This is a genomic window from Patulibacter sp. NPDC049589, assembly GCF_040675535.1.
Lineage (GTDB): Bacteria > Actinomycetota > Thermoleophilia > Solirubrobacterales > Solirubrobacteraceae > Patulibacter.
In genome coordinates this window covers 4909-23901 of record NZ_JBFAPC010000087.1, presented here as the reverse complement: position 1 = coordinate 23901, position 18993 = coordinate 4909, and the positions used below count along the sequence as shown (strand labels likewise).

The 18993-nt window shown below is 74.4% G+C and carries 15 protein-coding genes and 1 tRNA gene; 12 read left to right on the top strand and 4 right to left on the bottom strand.

Annotated elements, in window-relative coordinates:
• The first annotated feature begins 47 nt into the window (after positions 1 to 47).
• The 5 genes from AB0L40_RS16435 (at position 48) to AB0L40_RS16415 (ending at position 6244) form a co-directional block, all read left to right on the top strand.
• Entirely contained in the window at positions 48 to 539 is a 492-nt protein-coding gene (locus tag AB0L40_RS16435; RefSeq protein WP_364356620.1) for a hypothetical protein, read from the top strand.
• A 115-nt stretch (positions 540 to 654) separates the two neighbouring features.
• A tRNA-Leu gene (locus AB0L40_RS16430) sits at positions 655 to 737 on the top strand.
• Positions 738 to 919: 182 nt separating this feature from the next.
• Complete coding sequence (locus AB0L40_RS16425; RefSeq protein ID WP_364356617.1) at positions 920 to 2185, top strand: helix-turn-helix domain-containing protein; 1266 nt, start codon at positions 920 to 922, stop codon at positions 2183 to 2185.
• A 178-nt stretch (positions 2186 to 2363) separates the two neighbouring features.
• Positions 2364 to 5117, top strand: coding sequence for a PEP/pyruvate-binding domain-containing protein (locus tag AB0L40_RS16420; protein WP_364356614.1), 2754 nt, complete (start codon positions 2364 to 2366; stop codon positions 5115 to 5117).
• The gene (locus AB0L40_RS16415; RefSeq protein WP_364356611.1) at positions 5114 to 6244 is read left to right on the top strand and encodes a TIGR03857 family LLM class F420-dependent oxidoreductase; all 1131 of its coding nucleotides are present in this window, start codon (positions 5114 to 5116) and stop codon (positions 6242 to 6244) included. The genes AB0L40_RS16420 and AB0L40_RS16415 overlap by 4 nt, the downstream gene beginning before the upstream one ends.
• Positions 6245 to 6320: 76 nt before the next feature.
• Here AB0L40_RS16415 and AB0L40_RS16410 read toward each other — a convergent pair whose 3' ends face one another.
• Both AB0L40_RS16410 and AB0L40_RS16405 read right to left on the bottom strand, forming a co-directional pair.
• The gene (locus tag AB0L40_RS16410) at positions 6321 to 7118 is read right to left on the bottom strand and encodes an inositol monophosphatase family protein (RefSeq protein WP_364356607.1); all 798 of its coding nucleotides are present in this window, start codon (positions 7116 to 7118) and stop codon (positions 6321 to 6323) included.
• A 46-nt stretch (positions 7119 to 7164) separates the two neighbouring features.
• Complete coding sequence (locus AB0L40_RS16405; protein ID WP_364356604.1) at positions 7165 to 8577, bottom strand: amidase; 1413 nt, start codon at positions 8575 to 8577, stop codon at positions 7165 to 7167.
• A 60-nt stretch (positions 8578 to 8637) separates the two neighbouring features.
• Between AB0L40_RS16405 and AB0L40_RS16400 the strand changes: the two genes are divergently transcribed.
• Positions 8638 to 9387: an SDR family NAD(P)-dependent oxidoreductase gene (locus tag AB0L40_RS16400; protein ID WP_364356601.1), complete on the top strand. Its 750-nt coding sequence runs from the start codon at positions 8638 to 8640 to the stop codon at positions 9385 to 9387.
• A gap of 70 nt (positions 9388 to 9457) precedes the next feature.
• Here AB0L40_RS16400 and AB0L40_RS16395 read toward each other — a convergent pair whose 3' ends face one another.
• Entirely contained in the window at positions 9458 to 10447 is a 990-nt protein-coding gene (locus tag AB0L40_RS16395; protein ID WP_364356598.1) for a hypothetical protein, read from the bottom strand.
• A gap of 202 nt (positions 10448 to 10649) precedes the next feature.
• Here AB0L40_RS16395 and cofD point away from each other — a divergent pair, with 202 nt between their 5' ends.
• The 4 genes from cofD to AB0L40_RS16375 all read left to right on the top strand — a co-directional run bounded on the left by cofD (position 10650) and on the right by AB0L40_RS16375 (position 16651).
• Positions 10650 to 11609, top strand: coding sequence for a 2-phospho-L-lactate transferase (gene cofD, locus AB0L40_RS16390; protein ID WP_364356595.1), 960 nt, complete (start codon positions 10650 to 10652; stop codon positions 11607 to 11609).
• Positions 11606 to 12256, top strand: coding sequence for a 2-phospho-L-lactate guanylyltransferase (gene cofC / locus AB0L40_RS16385; protein WP_364356592.1), 651 nt, complete (start codon positions 11606 to 11608; stop codon positions 12254 to 12256). The genes cofD and cofC overlap by 4 nt, the downstream gene beginning before the upstream one ends.
• A 16-nt stretch (positions 12257 to 12272) precedes the next feature.
• The gene (gene cofE / locus AB0L40_RS16380; protein ID WP_364356589.1) at positions 12273 to 13022 is read left to right on the top strand and encodes a coenzyme F420-0:L-glutamate ligase; all 750 of its coding nucleotides are present in this window, start codon (positions 12273 to 12275) and stop codon (positions 13020 to 13022) included.
• Between the two features lie 230 nt (positions 13023 to 13252).
• A complete protein-coding gene (locus AB0L40_RS16375) occupies positions 13253 to 16651 on the top strand; it encodes a lamin tail domain-containing protein (protein ID WP_364356586.1) in 3399 nt (1132 codons plus the stop codon).
• Between the two features lie 189 nt (positions 16652 to 16840).
• Here the strand turns inward: AB0L40_RS16375 and greA are convergent, their stop codons facing one another.
• A complete protein-coding gene (greA, locus tag AB0L40_RS16370; RefSeq protein WP_364356583.1) occupies positions 16841 to 17314 on the bottom strand; it encodes a transcription elongation factor GreA in 474 nt (157 codons plus the stop codon).
• A gap of 257 nt (positions 17315 to 17571) precedes the next feature.
• On the opposite strand from greA, the gene AB0L40_RS16365 reads away from it, so the two are divergent.
• Both AB0L40_RS16365 and AB0L40_RS16360 read left to right on the top strand, forming a co-directional pair.
• Entirely contained in the window at positions 17572 to 18615 is a 1044-nt protein-coding gene (locus AB0L40_RS16365; RefSeq protein ID WP_364356580.1) for an ABC transporter substrate-binding protein, read from the top strand.
• A gap of 147 nt (positions 18616 to 18762) precedes the next feature.
• Positions 18763 to 18993 (top strand): hypothetical protein (locus tag AB0L40_RS16360; RefSeq protein WP_364356577.1); only part of this gene is annotated, 231 nt, incomplete at its 3' end.

The following is an 18993-nucleotide window of genomic DNA, read 5'->3' as shown; positions in this document are numbered from 1 at the left end:
CGAATTGACCGCGACCCACCGCCGTGGAGTGTAGGCTGCTCCGCGTCATGGCGCGAAGCGTGGAGCTCGACTACCCCAACCGGGACAAGCCCGCGAGCAAGGCGATGCGGGTGGTCGTCGTCATCGCCCTGCTGGTGTCCAGCGCGCTGATCGCGATCGTGTCCGTCAAGGGCTGGGACCTGATGCAGGACGCGAAGACGCTCAACGTCGTCTTCATCGCCGTCAACCTGATCTTCGTCGTCCAGGTCCTGCGGTGGAGCCGCGGCGTCCTGCCGATGGCCGCGGGCATCGCGGCGTTCATCGCGATCTTCTCCGGCGTGTCGATCAGCTCGTGGTACGAGCGGGATGCGATCGGCTACAAGGACGCGAGCCTCTCCGCCGACCTCGGCCTGCTGACCATCGTGATCCTCGTCCTCCAGCTCGTCGTCATCGTCGTGACGATCACGGCCTTCTCCCAGAACTGGCAGGAGGAGGTCGAGCGCTCGGTCCCCGGCCCGCGCCCCGACGACCGCCGCTCGCAGGACACCGTCCCCGCCTGACCGCGTCGGGCTGAAGCGCCGGCAGGAGCCCGGCCGGCCGGCGCCCCGGGGCCCCGCACGGCGCCCGGCGAGGCGCGAGAGCGTCGCGCCGCTTACGATGCCGGGCGGACCACCTGCCCGGGTGGCGGAACGGTAGACGCGGCGGACTCAAAATTCGCTTCTGGTGACAGAGTGAGGGTTCGAATCCCTCCCCGGGTACTTCCTCGCGACCGCGACCCCATGAGGGATGGCGTGGTGCGCGCCGGATTCCCGCGCGGTCTCCCCCGTTCGTTCGTCGGCGTGACCGGGTCCGGATATGCATCAGTGCCCGCGGCGGTCGTCCGTCGGCCATACTCCGAGTCTCCGAGTGTCCTGCATCACACAATGAGGACGGAACCACCGTGGAGATCCGGGCGCCTGATCCGGCGGAGCTGCACCCGAGCATCGATCTCGCGCGAGCGTGCGGGCCGATCACGGACGCGGCGCGGACCTTCGCCGCAGGTCTGGACGTCGAGGCGATGGCCACGCAGGTGGCCGAAGAGCTGATCGCGATCGTCCACCCGCAGCGCGTCGGGGACGCGCCGTTCCGGGACGCCGTGCGCAAGAGCGCCGCCGACAGCCTGGACGTCATCGTCCGGATCGTCCTGGGACGCAACGAGCTGGACCGCGCCGCCGGTATCGGACCGTCCGTGCTCGCCGACGCGCTCGCGGAAGTGGGCGCCTCACCGAGCCAGTTCGAGCGGACCTACCGGCTCGGCGTCCCGATCGTGTGCGCGGCCTGGTACCGCGAAGCCGTCGCGTTCGCGCGCGCGACGTCGACGGCGCTGGAGGAGCTCGTCGGCGCCCCGACGATGGTCATCAACGCCTACCTCGACGCCGTGGTGTCGCCGCTGCTGGAGCCCTACAGCATGCCCGGCGACGGCCGCGCCACCAGCGACCAGATCCGGCACCTCGCCGTGCGCCAGGTCCTCGACGGCGCCGTCGATCTCAGCGCATCCGACGTCGCGCACACGTTGGGCGTCACCCCCGAACACGAGCACGTGGCGTTCGTGGTCCAGGGCTCCGAGCGCGAGCGCGCAGCCGCGGTCCGGCTGGCCCGCCGCGAAGTGGACGCCGCCGGCGCCGTCACCCACCGACACGGCCTGGAGTCGTGGCTGGTCTGGCTGTCCGCTCGGGACGGCTTCGAGGGCGCCCGGCTGCGGGGCCTGCACGAGGCCCTCGAGGGGTCCGGGCTCCCGGTGGCGATCGGCACCGCGCAGGCGGGGGCGGCCGGATTCGCCGCGACCGGACGCGAGGCGGTGGAGACCGCGCGCCTGCAGGCGCTGCTCGGCGACGACGCGCGGCCGCTGCTCGCGCACGCCGACGTGCGGTTGGAGGTCCTGTTTCTCGACCTGCCGGACCGCGCGCGAGCGTTCGTCCGGCAGGAGCTCGGCCCCCTGGGGGACGCCGGACCACGGTGCCGGGACCAGCGGGAGACCGCCCTGGCGTGGCTGACCACCGGCTCACACGTCGCCACGGCCGCCCGGCTGGGCATCCACGAGCACACGGCTCGCAACCGCATCCTCCAGATCGAGGAACTGCTGGGCCACCGGCTGACCTCTCGTCGCGCTGAGCTGCTCGCGGCCCTGCGCCTGCACCGCGTCCTGGTGCACCAGGCGCCGGACTGACGCTCGGTTCCGCACAGCGCGACTGGCGGATGCCGCCAGTGGCGGCGGTGCCGTGGACGGCCACGACAGCGCATGCCCGGACGAGGAGGCGATCTCGTCATGGCTCCTCCACAGGGGCCGCCGTAGCTTCGCGCCACTGCCCGGCGACCGACGGGCAGCAGCAATCGAGGAGATGACGATGAGCCACGAGTACGTCCTGCCGTTCGCCGACCCCCAGTCGGTGGAATCCGATCTCGTGGGGGGCAAGGGCGCGAACCTCGGCCACCTCACCGCAGCCGGGTTCCCCGTCCCCGCCGGCTTCACGGTGACGACGGCTGCGTACGCGGCGGTCGTCACCAGCGACGGGCTCGTTCCGGAGATCCGGGCGCTGCTGGACTCGGTGCCCGACGACGCTCCCGACGAGCTCGAGCGCGCCACGACGCGGATCCGCGACCTGGTCGCCAGCAGCGCGATCCCGCCGGCGATCGAGCAGCGGATCACGGCGGCGTACACCGCGCTCGGCGACGACGCGTTCGTCGCGGTCCGCTCCTCGGGCACGGCCGAGGACCTCGCCGGCGCGTCGTTCGCCGGGCTCCACGACACGTACCTGGACATCCGCGGCGTCGACGGGGTGCTCGACGCGGTGCGGCGCTGCTGGGCGTCGCTGTGGACGTCCCGGGCCGTCGCCTACCGCGGAGCTCGCGGCTTCGGACAGGACGTGGGGATCGCGGTGGTGGTCCAGACGATGGTGCCGTCCGAGGTCTCCGGGGTGATGTTCACCGCCAACCCGTTGACGACCGCGACGGACGAGCTGCTCATCAACTCCAGCTGGGGCCTCGGCGAGGCGATCGTCTCCGGGATCACGACGCCGGACGAGTTCCGGGTCGCCCACCGCGACCTGAGCGTCATCGCGCGGCGGCTGGGCGCGAAGGAGAAGCAGGTCGTCCGCGACCCGAGGACCGGCGTGGGAACGATCGAGCAGGAGACGCCGGCCGCGGACCGCGAGCGGTTCACGCTCGACGACGCCGAGCTGGCCGAGCTGGCCGACCTCGGCCGTCGCGTGCAGCGGCACTACGGCGACTACCCGCAGGACACGGAGTGGGGCTACGCCGACGGCAGCTTCTACCTGCTGCAGTCGCGGCCGGTGACCGGCGTCGACTTCACGTGGGACGAGGAGCTCGAGTACTGGCACGAGGCCGGCCCCTCCGCCGACGACGAGGTCTTCACCCGCTCCTACTCCGACTCGGTGTGGGGCGGCGGATGCACGCCGCTGTTCTACTCGATGCGCGGCAAGTCCAACAACCGCGGCGTGCACTACGCGCTGCGTCTGTGGGGCATCCCGGAGGTCGCCCGTCTGCGGGCCTTCAGGTACTACAAGGGCGTCCCCTACTGGAACTCGAACATGGAGGCCGAGCTGCTGAGGAAGTCGGCCTTCCCGACGGCCCGCGCGGGGATGATCGACAACGTCCCCCCGGCGTGGCGGGAGGACGTGATGCAGGCGCCCTTGTCGATCGGCGCGTACCTGTGGATCCAGCTGCGCTGCCAGCTCAAGGACCGCACCGGCGGCGCGATCACCTGGCGCAAGGGCCACGACCAGTACGTCGTCGACGGCGTGCAGAAGGCCAACGGCCTGACCGCCGAGGAGCTGCGCCGCCTCTCCGACGAGGAACTGGTGCGCTACTGCCAGGAGATGGACGCCTACGACGTCGTGTACGTCGAGCAGGTCTGGACACCGTTCTTCCTGCACGCGCGTGACTCCATGGGTCTGCTGGGCTGGATCCTCGCCAACTGGTACGACGGCGAGAACGAGATGGCGTTCACGGAGGTCCTCACCGGCGTCCCGCGTCCGACACAGACGCAGGTCGAGAACACCCTGCTGTGGGAGCTCGCCCGCGACATCCGGACGTCCGAGGCGCTGAGCGCGACGTTCGCCGCCCACGACGGGGCCTCGTTCTTCGCGGCCGCCGGAGACACCGAGGAGGGACAGGCCTGGTTGCAGCGCTACGACGCGTTCGTCGCCGAGCACGGCCACCGCGGCCACGCCAACCGCGACATGTTCCACGCCCGTCGCCACGAGGATCCGGCCATCGACTACCGGGCCCTGAAGTCGATCATCGCCGCCGGGGCCACCGAGCACCCGACCGTCGCGGAGCACGCCCTGGAGGCCAAGCGCCAGCGGGTGATCGACGAGATCGCGGAGAACCTCTCCCGCAAGCCCCTCGGCACCCTGCGGGCGCACCTCTTCCGCGGCCTCGCCGACTACGTCATGACGTTCCTGCTCTTCCGCGACGACGAGCGTCACTGGGTCGACCGCGTGACCTACTCCCTGAAGCGCGGGTTCCAGGAGCTCAACCACCGCCTCCGGGACCGCGAGCTGCTGCAGGGGGACGACGACTTCTACTTCCTCGCCGACCGCGACCTCTACGGCATGCTGCGCACCGGCGGCCGACCGCCGCTGGCGGACGAGAAGATCGCGGCCCGCAAGCGACGCTTCACCGAGGTCGAGAGCGGCGAGCTGCAGAACCCGATGTACCTGCGCGGGTACCGCGGCGCCGACGACGAGCTGCTGGCCATCTCCGACGGCTCGGACGACGGCGTGCTGCGCGGGGCGGGAACCAGCGGCGGCGTCATCGAGGGTCGGGCCCGCGTCGTCCGCAGCATCGAGGACATCGGCCTGGTGCAGAAGGGCGAGATCCTCGTCGTCAACGCCACCGACCCGGGATGGACCCCGGTCTTCATGGCCATCAGCGGCGTCGTGATCGAGACCGGCGGGATCCTCGCCCACGCCTCGTGCCTGGCGCGCGAGTACGGAATGCCGGCCGTCCACCTGCCGGGTGCGATGGCGTTGATCCCCCACGGGTCGCAGGTGCGGATGAACGGCGACGCCGGGACGGTCGAGGTGTTGGACGTGGCCGCCACCGAGCCCGAGCCTGTCGAGGCGGTCACGGCATGAGCGCCCCGGACGACCTGGCGCCGGTCGCGGAGGACCTGAGCGCCTACCTGATCGCCGGCGCGGTCAAGGCCACGCAGCCGCAGGGCGCCCGCGACACGGAGGCGCGGACGCCCCTGCAGGGCATCGAGGACGGGGTGGCCGCGGAGCAGCTCGGCTTCCGCCGGGTCTGGCTGTCCGAGCGCTGGGACATCAAGCTCGCCGACGTGCTCCTGTCGGGGATCGCCGCGCGGACCAGCCGCGTGCAGGTCGGCACCGGCCTGATCGCGGCCCCGACGCGGACGCCGATGATGCTCGCCGGGCTGGGCGCGACCATGCACGCCTGCTACGGGCCGCGGTTCGCGCTCGGCCTCGGCCGCGGGATCGAGGGCTACATGCAGGGATCGGGCCTCGACGTCCTCGGCTACCGCGCCTTCGGCGACCTCATCGACATCGTCCGCGCCCTGTGGCGCGGCGAGCCCGTGACCTACGACGGGCCGGCCGGACGGCTCGACGGCATCCGGTTCGCGGAGGTCCACGACGGCCCGGACCCCGAGATCTGGTTCGGCACCTTCGCGAACCCGCGAGGCGCTCGGCTGGTCGCCGAGCGGTGCGACGGGGTCCTCCTGCCGCCGACCCTCGTCCCGGAGGCGACGTACGACGCCGTGCAGCGCATCCGCACCGCGTGCGAGCGCATCGACCGCGACCCCGCCGAGGTCCGCATCTGCCAGTGCGTCGTCACGGCGCCGGACCTGGACGAGATCGAGACCCGCTCGCTCGTCCACGGCCGGGCGGTCGGCTACCTGCAGTACGAGCCCTACGGCGACTACGTCGCGAAGGCCAACGGCTGGGACGCCGCGACGGTCCGCAGGATCCGGGGCCACGACCAGTTCCAAGGGCTGGACGTCGTGGCCGACCGCCTCTACCACCGGCACGAGCTGCTCGAGCCCGCGTCGCTGATCCCCGAACAGTGGATGCTCGACTCCAACGCCTACGGCACGGTCGACGAGTGCGTCATGTCGCTGCAGCGCTTCATGGACGCCGGCGCGGACGAGATCGCGACGTACGGCAGCACGCCCGCGCAGAACGCGGGGCTCATCGAGGCGTGGCGGCGGCGGAGTCGCAGGCCCGCCGTGGCGGCCCCCGTCTGACCGGACGGGGAACGACCGCGGCGAGCGCCGCGCCGGGACGGGCCGGATCGGGCGATGCCCGAGCCGGCCCCGGCACTCAGCCCTGGGACGTGACGAGCGCGAGCAGCCCGTCGACGAGCTCCGGCGGCGCGACGAGCTTGCCGTCGGCCATCGGTCCGTGGCCCAGGATCGTGCGGACTTCGTAGCCGAGGGCCCGGGCGATGACCTCGCCCGCGGCCGTGTCCCAGGCCTTGACGCCGAACTCGTAGTACGCGTCGGCGCGGCCGCCGGCGACCCAGACGACGTCGAGCGCCGCCGCACCGGCGCGGCGCACGTCGCGGACGCTCGGCAGGACGCGCGAGACGATCCCCGCCTGGACCCGCCGGACCTCGGGGTCGTAGCCGAAGCCGGTGGCGACGAGCGCGTGGCCGAGGCCACCCTCCGGGGCCGTCGCGGGCGGGAGCTGCACGCCGTCGAGGGTCGCGCGACCGTCGACGGCACCCGCCCACAGCTCGTCCCGACCCGGGTCGTAGACGATGCCCACGAGGCCCTCGCAGGCGACGCTGACGCACCACTGGGGGTTGCCGTAGAGGTAGTTGACCGTGCCGTCGAGCGGGTCCACGATCCAGCGCCGTCCGGTCGTGCCGACGACGTCGTCGCCCTCCTCCCCCACGATCCCGTCGTCGGGGACCCGCCGGGCCAGCACCGCGCGGATCGCGTTCTCGGCGGCCACGTCGGCCTCGGACACCGGGTCGGTGGCCGTCGACTTCGTGTCGATGCGCAGCGCCGCGAGATCGCCGGCGCGGGCGGTCAGCTCGGCGGCCGCGGCGCGCGCGGCCTCCTCCGCGACCGACAGGAGCTCGTCGAGGGCGGCGGCGTCCGGCACGGTGCTCATGTCCCCCATCGTGAGGGATCGACGGCGGCGGGGCGTTGCCGACCGGTCAACCGAACGTCGGCGGACGCCGCTGCGCCCACGGCGCGGCGCGCTCGAGCTGTCCCGCGAGCGACAGCAGCCGACGCTCGGCGCGCGGCGGCCCGATCAGCTGACAGCCCATCGGCAGGCCGGCGCCGTCCAGGCCGATCGGCACCGCGGCCGACGGATAGCCCAGGACGTTCCAGACGGGCATGTGCGGCATCCGCTGCGCGACGCCGAGCATCGTCGCCAGCGCGCCGCGGCGCTGGAACGTGCCGATCTTCCACGGCACGTCGGTCATGCCGGGTTGCAGGACGACGTCGAACTCCGCGAAGTACGGGGCGAGGCGCTCGTGCAGGACCTGCTCCTGCGCCCGCGCCCAGCGCAGGACCGCGTCCGGGACGAGCCGGCCGAGGCGTCGCGCGTTGCGGGTCCGGGGCTCCAGCCAGTCCTTGCGCGGCAGCGGCTCGACGTCGTCGGCGACGCCGCGCAGGTAGCGGACGAGGAACTGCGGGAAGGCGCGCGGGCCGTAGGGGACCTCGCGCTCGATCACCTCGTGGCCGAGCGCCCGCAGGCGGTCGGCGGTCGCCTCGATCGCGGCGCGGCGCTGCGCCTCGATCGGCACCGGGCCCACCGGCGCGCGCCACGAGAGCGCGATCCGCAGCGGCCGCGGGTCGTGGTCGGCGGCCTCGCGGTAGCTGCTGCCCGCGGCGGCGACGGCCCCGCCGGACGCCCAGCCGTCCTCGGCCACGACGTCCATCATCGCCGCGACGTCGGCGACCGACCGCCCGATCGGCCCGGTCACGGCGAGGCCGTGCCAGTGCTCCTCGTCGGTGTCCTCCTCGATCGTGCCGCGGGACGTCTTCAGCCCGAAGAGGCCGCACATCGACGACGGGATCCGGATCGAGCCGCCGCCGTCGGAGCCCGAGGCCACGCCGACGATCCCGCCGGCGACCGCGGCCGCCGTGCCGCCGGACGAGCCGCCCGGCGTGCGGTCGAGGTCCCACGGGTTGCGGGTCGCGCCGTAGGTCAGGGTCTCCGTGAACGGCCACTGCATCCGCTCGGGGACGTGCGTCCGGCCGACGAGGACGGCTCCGGCGGCGCGCAGCCGGCGGACCATCCGCCCGTCCTGCGCGACGGGCGGGAACTGCGGCCGGCCGCCGGCCGGGGAGACGTCTCCGGCGACGTCCTGGTCGTCCTTCACGGCGACCGGGACCCCGAGCAGCGGCGTGGTCTCCCCCGCGTCGATCCGGGCCTGGGCCGCGGCGGCCTCCGCGCGGGCACTGTCGGCGAAGACGATCCGGAACGCGTTGAGCGTCGGGGCGGTCGCCGCGATCCGGTCGAGGACCGCCTCCAGGAGCTCCGGGGCGGTCACCCGGCCCTCGCGGAGGGCCACGGCCTGCGCGTCCGCGCCGGCCCAGAGCAGCTCGTCGATCTCCATGACGCCACGCTACCGGGCGTCGGAACCGGGAAGGACACCACCCGTGCTAGAACGCGGGGCATGTCCGAGACCACGCCCGCCCGTCCCGTCGCCGTCGTCACCGGGGCCAGCGGCGGCATCGGCGAGGCCAGCGCCCGCCGCCTGGCCGCCGAGGGCTACGAGGTCGTCCTCGGCGCCCGCCGCGTCGAGCGGCTCGAGGCGATCGCCGCCGACATCGGGGGCCGCGCGATCGCGCTGGACGTCACCGACGACGCCTCCGTCGACGCGTTCGCCGCCCAGGTGCCCGTCCTCAGCGTCCTCGTCAACAACGCCGGCGGCGCGCTCGGCGCGGACGCGGTGCTCGACGCGGACCTCGACGGCTGGCGCACGATGTACGAGACCAACGTGCTCGGGACCGTCCGCGTCACGAAGGCGCTGATCGGCGCGCTCGAGGTCTCCGGGTCGGGCACGATCATCAACATCGGCTCGATCGCGGGCTTCGAGATCTACCCCGGCGGCGCGGGCTACATCGCCGCCAAGCACGGCGTGTGGACCACGTCCAGGACGCTGCGCCTCGAGCTCCTCGGCCGGCCGATCCGCGTCACCGAGATCCAGCCCGGGATGGTCGAGACCGACTTCGCGCGCGTCCGCTTCGACGGCGACGAGGAGAAGGCCAAGGCCGTCTACCAGGGCATGACGCCCCTGGTCGCCGACGACGTCGCCGACCTCGTGGCCTTCGTGGCCACGCGCCCGGAGCACGTGAACCTCGACTCGATCGTCGTCCGGCCGCGCGACCAGGCGACGGGCCGGGACGTCCACCGGTCCGCCTGAGCAGGGGCCGGCACGGCGGACGCCGGCGACGACGACGGCCGCGGGTCGCCGCCGGACCGCGCCCTCTGTGTCAGAGCAGGTCGTCGTCCGCGTCCGGGTCCGTCTCGCGGGCCACCACCGCGAGCGGGCGCCGGGGGAACGGGACGGGCGGGGGCGGCGGGTCGGCCTCGTCGTCGAAGAGCTCGCCCCGCGCCGACGCCGGCCGCAGCGCGATCACGACGAGGACCGCCCCGAGCACGCCGAGGACCGCGGGCCAGCCGACGAGCCCGCCCCCGTCGCGGGCCAGCACGACGAGGCTGGCCACCAGCGCGAGCGCGCCCAGCCAGCCCGGGCCGCGCTCGTGGAGGGTCGCGCCGAGGCCCGCGAGGCCGAACCCGGCGGCCACGAGCAGCAGCTGCCAGCCCAGCCCGGCGCCGGCGTCCGCGCGCGGCAGGCCGAACGCCGCGGACGCGCCCGAGACGTCGTCGACGAGGAAGGTCGCGGCCAGCAGCACGACGACGGCCGCCAGGACGTCCGCCAGCGCCACCGCCTGCTGGTACCGGCGGTCGATCCGCAGCACGATCGCCACGACGAGCACGACCGCGACGACGAACAGCGCCCAGCGGACCCCGTCCCGCGGGTCGGCGCCCGACCAGGCCGCCCCGGCGCCGGCGACGAGGGCGACGACCCCGGCCGCGGCCCCGAGGCCGAGCACGATCGTGCCCTCGCGCGCCCGGGCGAGCCCGAGCCCGAGGACGGCCCCCGCGAGCGCCACCGCGGCCACCCAGCCGGCGTCGACCGGGTCACCCGGCGACGCGCCGACGAGGTCCGCGACGTGGGCCACCGCCGCGGTCGCGGAGAGGGCCGCGATCGCGAGCAGGAGCTCCTGGTAGGGCCGGGGTCCGCCGTCCTCGTACGGGGAGCGCAGGGCGCCGAAGGCGGCGAGTGCGGCGAGCGCCAGCGTCAGCGCCGTGCGGACCGCCGGCGACGGTCCCGGGCGCAGCTCGGCCTCCACGACCGCGGCCGCGAGGACCACGGCACCGGCCGCCAGCGTGTTCCCCCTGTGGGCGTGGACGCGCATGCGTGCCCAACCGTCGCACGCCTGCCGTCCGCGCGTCCAGCCGTCCGTCCGAGACGGCCCGGACGGAGGCCTCCCGGGGCCTATACTCCGCCGTCGTGTCTTCTGCGGTGACGATCCCCGGCGGTACCTGCCAGCTCGTTCTCGAGCCGGCCCTGAAGCTCGGACGAGCCGGGGTCTACGGCGTCCGCTCCGCGTGGCTCGCATGAGCCCCATCGACCTGCCGGACGCCCCGGTCGTGGTGCTGGCCGGGGGCACCGGCGGAGCGAAGCTCGCCCGCGGCGTCCTCGACCTCGTCGGTGACGATCTCGTCGTGATCGCCAACACCGGCGACGACGTCGAGATCCACGGCGGGCTCGTCAGCCCGGACCCGGACCTCGTCACGTTCTGGCTCGCCGACCGCATCGACGAGCGCGGCTGGGGGCTCGCCGACGACACGTTCGTCGTGATGGACGCGCTGCGCGAGCTCGGCGAGGACGTCTGGTTCAACCTCGGCGACCGCGACCTGGCGCTCTGCGTCCGCCGCGCGCGCCGCATCGCCGAGGGCGCCCGCCTGACCGAGGTCCTGGCCGAGAACGCCGCGGCCTACGGCGTCGCCGCCCGCGTGCTGCCGCCCGCCGACGAGCCCGTCCGCACCCAGGTCCGGGCCGACGACCGCTGGTGGGACTTCCAGGAGTTCATGATCCGCCGGCTGCGCGAGGCGCCCGAGCCCGTCGTCCAGGACGTCGCGTTCCGCGGCGCCGAGACCGCCGCGGCGACCCCCGAGGTCCTGCAGGCGATCGCCTCCGCCCGCGCCGTCGTGGTCGGCCCCTCCAACCCGGTGATCTCCATCAGCCCGATCCTCGCCGTCCCCGGCGTGCGCGAGGCCCTCCGGGACACCTCCGCGCCCGTCGTCGCCGTCGCCCCGCTCGTCGACGGACAGGTGCTCAAGGGCCCGACCGCGTCGTTCCTCAAGTGGGCGGGCGTGGACATGGACGCCCGCGGCGTCGCGCGCATCTACGACGGCCTGCTCGACGGCCTGCTGACGGACGAGACCGTCGACGTCCCCGGCGTCGCCGTCCGCACCGCGAACGTCCTGATGGCCGACGCCGCGTCCCGCGCGTCCGTGGCCGCCGACGCGCTGGGCCTCGCCGACACGCTCGCCGGCGAGCGGAGCCCCGCGTGAGGACCATCGCGATCGTCCCCGTCAAGCGCTTCTCCCAGGCGAAGACGCGCCTGGCCGACCGACTTCCGGCCCGCTCGCGCGTCGCGCTGATGCAGGCGATGGTCACCGACGTGCTCATCGCGCTGCGCCGCGCGGAGCTCGTCGACGCCGTGATCGTCGTGACCGGCGAGCCGATCGCCGAGCAGATCGCGCTGAACTACAACGCCGAGGTCCTGATGGACCCGCGCGACCTGGGACACAGCGAGGCCGCCACGCTCGGCGTCGGGATGGCGCTGTCGAAGGGCGCGGAGCGGGTCATCCTCCTGCCCTCCGACACCCCCGCGATCGACCCGGCGGAGATCGACGGCCTGCTCAGCGCGGCCCCCGAGGGCCGCGAGGTCACGATCGTCCCCGACCGCCACGGCGCCGGCACCAACGCGCTCGTGCTGACCCCGCCCGACGTGATGGTCGCGTCGTTCGGCGAGGGCAGCCGTGCCCGGCACGCCGCCGCCGGCGAGGCCGCGGGCGCCGCGGTCTTCGAGGCCGAGCCCCTGACGATCATGCTCGACGTCGACACCGGCGACGACCTCGCCGCGCTGCAGACCCGCCTGGACGAGGTCCGCGGCGGCGCGTCGCACACCCGCGGGCTCCTCCCCCGCATCCTCTGACCGCCGCCCCCGCGCCGTGCCGAGTCCGTCGCTGTCCGTCCGCGCCCTGGAGGCGCTGCCCGAGGTCCGTCCCGGCGACGACCTCGCGGCCCTGATCGTCGCCGCCAACGACGGCCGGCCGTTCGCGGCCGACGACTGCGTCGTGGTCTCGCACAAGGTCGTGTCGAAGGCCGAGGGCGCCCTGGTGGAGCTCGCCGCCGTCGAGGTCTCCGAGCGCGCCGCCGCGCTGGCGGCGGAGCTCGACAAGGACCCGCAGCTCGTGCAGGTCGTGCTCGACGGGACCGCGGAGATCGTGCGCGCCCGCCGCGGCGTCCTGATCTGCCGCACCCACCACGGGTTCGTCTGCGCGAACGCCGGCGTCGACCGCTCCAACGTCGCCGAGGGCTGGGCCGTGACGCTGCCGGCCGATCCCGACGGGTCCGCCCGGCGGCTGCGGGCCGCGCTGCCGGGTCGCCCGGCCGTCGTCATCGCCGACTCGTTCGGGCGCGCGTGGCGCCACGGCCAGGCCGAGATCGCGATCGGCTGCGCCGGTCTGCGGGCGATGGCCGACGAGCGCGGCGCGACCGACCGCCACGGCCGGCAGCTCGAGGCGACCGTGATCGCCACTGCCGACCACGTCGCGTCCGCCGCCGACCTGATGCGGCAGAAGGCGTCCGGCCAGCCGGCGGTCGTCGTCGGCGGCCTCGGCGGCCACGTCACCGCGGAGGACGGCCCCGGCGCGACCGTCCTCGTGCGCGCGGCGGCCGAGGACCTCTTCGGGGCCTGAGCGTCGCGGGCCGGCGGTCGTCCGGCCCGTGGATCGCCCCGACGCCCGCCCTGGGCCGCCCGCCGGGTCACCGACACCGCACACGTCGCCGGTGCGCGGGCCACGGCGACGGTCACAGGCCGGACACGCGGTCGTCACCGGGAGGTGACCGGGAGCGCGGGGACACCACATAGCGTCGAACGCGCCCCTGGGCACCGGGGCGCACCGTCCAGTTCCGAGAGGATCCTCCCGTGTCCCGACCCCCCCGGGTCTCTTCAGGCCACCGGCCGACGCACGCCCGCGTCGTGGCCGGCGCCCTGGCCTTCGGCGCGCTCTGCGTCGTCGCGCTCCCCACCTCCGCCGTCGCCGCCGGCTCCCCAGACCTCGCCATCTCGCAGGTGTACGGCGGGGGCGGCAACTCCGGCGCGCAGTACAACGCCGACTTCGTCGAGCTCGTCAACCGGAGCTCCTCCGCCGTCGACCTGACCGCCGGGAACTGGAGCGTCATCTACCGCTCGGCGACCGGCACCGGCACGGGCACGACGCCGCTGACCGGGACGATCCCGGCCGGCGGGCGCTTCCTGGTCAAGGAGGGCACCGGGGCCGGGACGACGCTCCCGGCGCTCCCGGCTCCCGACGTCACCGGCGACCTGCTGATGTCCGGCACGGCCGGCCGCGTCGACCTGTTGAAGGGCTCGACCCTGCGCGACCGCGTCGGCTACGGCACGTCCACGAATCTGTTCGAGGGCAGCCCGACCGCGACGCTCAGCAACACCACGGCCGCGATCCGCAAGCTCGACGGCTGCCAGGACACCGACGTCAACTCCGCGGACTTCGCGGTCACCGCGCCGGCCCCGAGGAACAGCTCCGCCGCCCCCGTCGCCTGCACCGGCGTCGACCCGGACCCGGGCACCGACCCGGGCGACCCGGACCCCGGCACGATCACCCCGATCAGCGCCGTCCAGGGCACCGGCGTCGCCAGCCCGAAGGCGGGCCAGGAGGTCACCGTCGAGGGCGTCGTGACCGGCGTCGACGACCGCGTCGGCTTCACCTACGACACGACCTACCCCGCCGACGCCGGTATCTGGATCCAGACGCCCAAGGGCCAGGACGACGGCGACCCGGCGACGTCCGAGGGGCTCTTCGTCTCGCGCGTCCGCGGCATCGCCGGCGGCACCGACCGCAAGGCCCTGATCGGCAAGAAGGTCGAGGTCACCGGCACCGTCTTCGAGAAGTTCAACGAGACGACGCTCCGCGGCAGCACGGCGACGAACGCGCCGGTCGTCACCGTCGAGGGCGACGCCGCCCCCGCCGAGAAGCCCGACCCGGTCGTCATCGACCAGGCGAAGGCCGAGGCCCAGACGGTCACGAACCCGACCGCCGACGGCACCCGCAGCTACTACGAGCAGCTCGAGGGCATGCTCGTGACGCTGCCGTCCGGCGTCGCGGGCAGCGGCGGCACCTCGAAGTTCGGCGAGGTCTTCCTGACCCCGGGCGACGCGAAGTCCCGGGTCTTCCGCCAGAGCACCGCGCCGAGCCTCCTGAAGCTCGTCGACGACGCCGGCGCCGGCGACCCGGACAACCCGTACTACCCGGCCGCACCGAGCACGACCCAGGTCCGGGCGAGCCTCTTCGCGACGGTCGCGGGCGCGACCGGCCCGATGGGCTTCTCGTACTACAACTACTCGATCGCCCCGCAGCCCGGCGCGCTCCCGACGGTCACCGAGGACCCGGTCCAGCCGGCGCTCGCGACGGCCCCGGTGCCGGCCGCGGACGAGACCCGGGTCGCGAGCTTCAACGTCGAGAACCTGTTCCCCGACGGGGCGGTCGGCGACCTGAACCACACGATCACCCCGGCCGAGTACGACGCGCAGCTCACGCGGACCGCCACGGCGATCAAGGACCGACTCCGCGCCCCCGAGGTCGTCGGCGTGCAGGAGATCGGTGACGGACGCACGAGCACGACCGGGACGCAGAAGACGAGCCAGCAGGTCCTCGACGACCTCGCCGCGAAGATCGGCGGCTACACCGCCTACGCGCCCGAGGGCAACGACCCGCGCGGGATCGACGTCGGCATCCTCGTCAAGAGCGGCGTCGTCGTCCAAGGCCAGCCGTACCAGCTGGCGAAGGACACGACGACCTCGATCGCGAACTGCTCGGAGGGCGGCAAGCTCTTCGGCCGGCCGCCGCTCGCGCTCGACGTCGAGCCGCGTCCGGGCCTGCGGTTCACCTTCATCAGCAACCACTTCCGGTCCAAGGCCGGATCCGACGCCTGCCGCGACGCGATGGCGACGGTCGTGCGGACCGAGGCCGAGCGCCTGAAGGCCCTCGGGCAGGAGGTGCTCTCCGTCGGCGACTACAACGCGTTCGAGGACGAGTCTCCGCTGATCACCGCCACCCAGGGCGGCACGCTGCAGAACCTCGGCGAGCGCGCCCCGGCGCAGGAGCGCTACAGCTACCAGTTCAACGGCCGGCTGCAGACGCTCGACCACCCGCTGGCGACGGCCGGCCTCGCGGCCGACGTCACCGACGTGCGGTACGTCCACAGCAACAACGACCACCCGTTCGACCAGGCCACCGGCCAGGGCGTCTCGGACCACGACCCGGAGCTCGTGACGCTCGAGGCCGCGGCGGCCACCGCCCCGAAGGCGGAGGCGACGGCGCCGGTCTTCGCCGACCAGGCGGTCGGGACGTTCGGGGCCTCCCAGGACGTCGCCGTGACGAACACGGGCGACGCCTCGCTGCACGTGGCGAAGGTGCGGATCACCGACACCGACGACGCGTCCGCGGAGGACTTCCAGCTCGTCCGCGACACCTGCTCCGACGGGGAGGCGATCGCCCCGGGCGCGTCGTGCCACCTCCGGGTGCGCTTCGCCCCGGGCCGGGCGCTGACGACGTCGAACGCGACGCTCGCGATCTCGACGGACGGCGGGAACCTGTCCCTGGCCCTGACGGGCAGGAGCACCGCAGCGCCGGCCGGGCCGCAGGGTCCTACGGGCCCCACGGGTCCTGAGGGTCCCGCCGGTCCGGGTGGCCCCGCCGGCCCCGCCGGTCCGCTCGGTCCCCAGGGCCCCGCGGGTCCTCTCGGTCCGCAGGGTCCTGCCGGCCCGGCCGGCCCCTCGGGGGCCGACGGTCAGCCCGGGGCGACGGGGCCCACCGGGGCCAAGGGCGACGCCGGCGCGACCGGCGCCAAGGGTGACGCAGGGACCAACGGCACCAACGGGACGAACGGCACCAACGGCGCGAAGGGTGCCGACGGCGTCGGCACGAAGGGCGACAAGGGTGACAAGGGCGAGGCCGGGGCCAAGGGCGACAAGGGCGATCGCGGTGCCGACGGCGCCGTCCGGATCTCGGTCGGGGCGACGACGCGCGTCAAGCGCGGCAGCACCGCGAAGGTCCGCGTCGCGCTGCGCAACGTCACGACGTCGTCGGTCCGCGGCGCCCGCGTCCGCGTGAGCGTCCCGTCCGCGTTGCGCGCCACCGGCAAGCGGGGCGCGTCCTACGCCGCGGTCGCCGCCGGCCGCTCCCGCACGGCGACGGTGTCCCTGAAGATCGGGAGCCGCGCCCGCGTCGGCACCCACCGCGTCACGGTGCGCATCACGGTCGGCAAGACGACCGTGACTCGCCGCGTGTCGTTGCAGGTCCGCTGACCCATCGGCCCGGGACGCCTCCTCGGAGGTGTTCTCGGGCGTGGCCGGCCGGGGACCGTCCGGGTCTCCTGGCCCGGGCCACCTCCCGTCCGGCGTGGAGGCGCGGGCGGAGTGCCGTGCAGCGTCCCGAACGCGAGGCGACCGGTCTGGGGAGGGACCTCGGGCCGCGACCCGGGACCTCGGCCTCCCCTACGCGCCGAGCTTGTCGACGCGCAGGTGCCGCACGCCGCGCGGGGTGGTGACGTCGACGACGTCGCCCACCGCGTGGCCGAGCACGGCCTGCGCGACCGGGGACTCGACGGAGATCTTGCCGGCGCTCGCGTCGGCCTCGGCGGCGCCGACGAACGCCCACTGCTGCACGCGGCCGGTGTCGACGTCCACCAGGGTGACCGTCGAGCCGAAGCCGACGACGTTGCCGCTGGTGGAGACCTCGGTGACGACCGCGTTGCGGCGGCGCTCGAGCAGGCCGGCGATGCGCGTCTCGAGGTGCGCCTGGTCGTCCTTGGCCTGGTGGTACTCGGCGTTCTCCTTGAGGTCTCCGAGCTCGCGTGCACGCTGGATGCGCGCGGCGATGTCGCGGCGCGCGGGGCCCTCGAGCTCCTCCAGCTCCGCCTTCAGGTCCTCGAGACCCTGGGGGGAGATCGACTCGCCACTTGCTTCCATCGCACCACGGTAACGGGCGGACGCGCGGGGGAGCGGGCTTCCTCCCGGCCACGAGGGTGCCGCCGGGACGGTTCCGACCTCGGTGGACCGCCCCGCGGCCGACGCTCGAGCGCGGCCCACCCCGGGCGTCGCCCGATGCCCGGCCCGCGCGTCACCACGCCGCGCCGTCCGCCACCCTTCCCTCCATGTCTGGATCGCAGGACCCCCGGAGCACGGCCACCCTCGACCGATCGGCCTCCCGCCGACGATCGTCACGGGTGGTGATCCGGCTGGCGGCGCTCGCGGTGGGCGCCGGACTGCTGGCGGGCTGCGGGGGCTCCGACGGCGGGAGCGGCGCCGGATCACCCGGCACCACCACCGGCGGCGGCGAGATCCGCGAGCCGGCGCCGAGGACGACGCCGCTGAGCCTGACCCTCGACTTCGCCCCCAACGCGGTCCACACGGGCCTCTACGTGGCGCAGGAGCGCAGCCTCTACCGCAAGGCGGGGCTGACGGTGCGGATCCGCATCCCGGGGTCCGGCGCCGACGGCGCGAAGCTCCTGGCGGCCGGCCGGACCGACCTCGCCGTCATGGACATCCACGACCTGGCCCTCGCGCGCCAGGGCGGCGCCGACCTCGTCGCCGTCGGGGCGATCGTCCAGCGTCCGCTCGCGGCCGTCCTTGCGTCCCCGTCCGTCAAGCGCCCGCGGGACCTGCAGGGCAAGACCGTCGGCGTCACGGGCCTGCCGAGCGACGACGCAGCGCTCGACCAGATCGTCCGCGGCGACGGCGGCGACCCCGCGAAGGTGCAGCGCGCGACGATCGGCTTCGAGGCCGTCGCGTCGGTGATCAGCGGCAAGGTCGCCGCCGCGATCGGCTTCTGGAACGCCGAGGGCGTCGCACTGAAGGCCCGCCGGCCGAAGACCCGCGTCTTCCGCCTGGACGCCTACGGCGCACCGGTCTACCCGGAGCTCCTGATCGTCGCCACGCCGAAGACCCTGACCGCCCGCGGCGACGAGATCGAGTCCTTCGCCCGCGCCACGGCGGCGGGCTACGAGGCCGTCGCGTCCACGCCGAAGGGTCAGGACGACGAGGCCATCGACGCGCTGCGCACCGGCTCGGGCGACCGCAGCATCGACCCGGCGACGACGGAGCAGCAGCTCGAGGCCGTCAAGCCGGCGTTCGTCGACCCCGTCGGCCGCACGGGCACGCTCCCCCGCGCCGAGCTGCGCACCTGGGCCGCGTGGGAGGCGAAGGTCGGGATCACGAAGAAGGCCCCGGACGTCGACGCCCTGATCTGGTCGCGGGCGCCCGGCAGCTGAGCGGCCGGGCGGGCGGGCGCGCGCCGGCGTGCCCACCAGGAAACCTTCCTGGGAGGTACCGAATCTGTGACGGTGACCGGCCGGGACCGCACGACGACCGGCGGCGGCACCGTCGCCAGCAAACCTTCCTGAGAGGTACCAAATCTGGTGACGACCGCCGACCGAGACCGCACGCCGACCGACCGCGAGACCGTCGCCAGGAAACCTTCCTGGGAGGTACCAAATCTGGTGACGGTGACCGGCCGAGACCGCACGCCGACCGACCGCGGCACCGTCGCCAGCAAACCTTCCTGGGAGGTACCAAATCTGGTGACGGTGACCGGCCGAGACCGCACGCCGACCGACCGCGGCACCGTCGCCAGCAAACCTTCCTGGGAG

Bases quoted from the DNA above. Each gene is read 5' to 3' on its own strand.
- AB0L40_RS16435 (WP_364356620.1), top strand. From the start codon at position 48: ATGGCGCGAAGCGTGGAGCTCGACTACCCCAACCGGGACAAGCCCGCG.
- AB0L40_RS16420 (WP_364356614.1), top strand. From the start codon at position 2,364: ATGAGCCACGAGTACGTCCTGCCGTTCGCCGACCCCCAGTCGGTGGAA.
- AB0L40_RS16415 (WP_364356611.1), top strand. From the start codon at position 5,114: ATGAGCGCCCCGGACGACCTGGCGCCGGTCGCGGAGGACCTGAGCGCC.
- AB0L40_RS16410 (WP_364356607.1), bottom strand. From the start codon at position 7,118: ATGAGCACCGTGCCGGACGCCGCCGCCCTCGACGAGCTCCTGTCGGTC.
- AB0L40_RS16405 (WP_364356604.1), bottom strand. From the start codon at position 8,577: ATGGAGATCGACGAGCTGCTCTGGGCCGGCGCGGACGCGCAGGCCGTG.
- AB0L40_RS16400 (WP_364356601.1), top strand. From the start codon at position 8,638: ATGTCCGAGACCACGCCCGCCCGTCCCGTCGCCGTCGTCACCGGGGCC.
- AB0L40_RS16395 (WP_364356598.1), bottom strand. From the start codon at position 10,447: ATGCGCGTCCACGCCCACAGGGGGAACACGCTGGCGGCCGGTGCCGTG.
- cofD (WP_364356595.1), top strand. From the start codon at position 10,650: ATGAGCCCCATCGACCTGCCGGACGCCCCGGTCGTGGTGCTGGCCGGG.
- greA (WP_364356583.1), bottom strand. From the start codon at position 17,314: ATGGAAGCAAGTGGCGAGTCGATCTCCCCCCAGGGTCTCGAGGACCTG.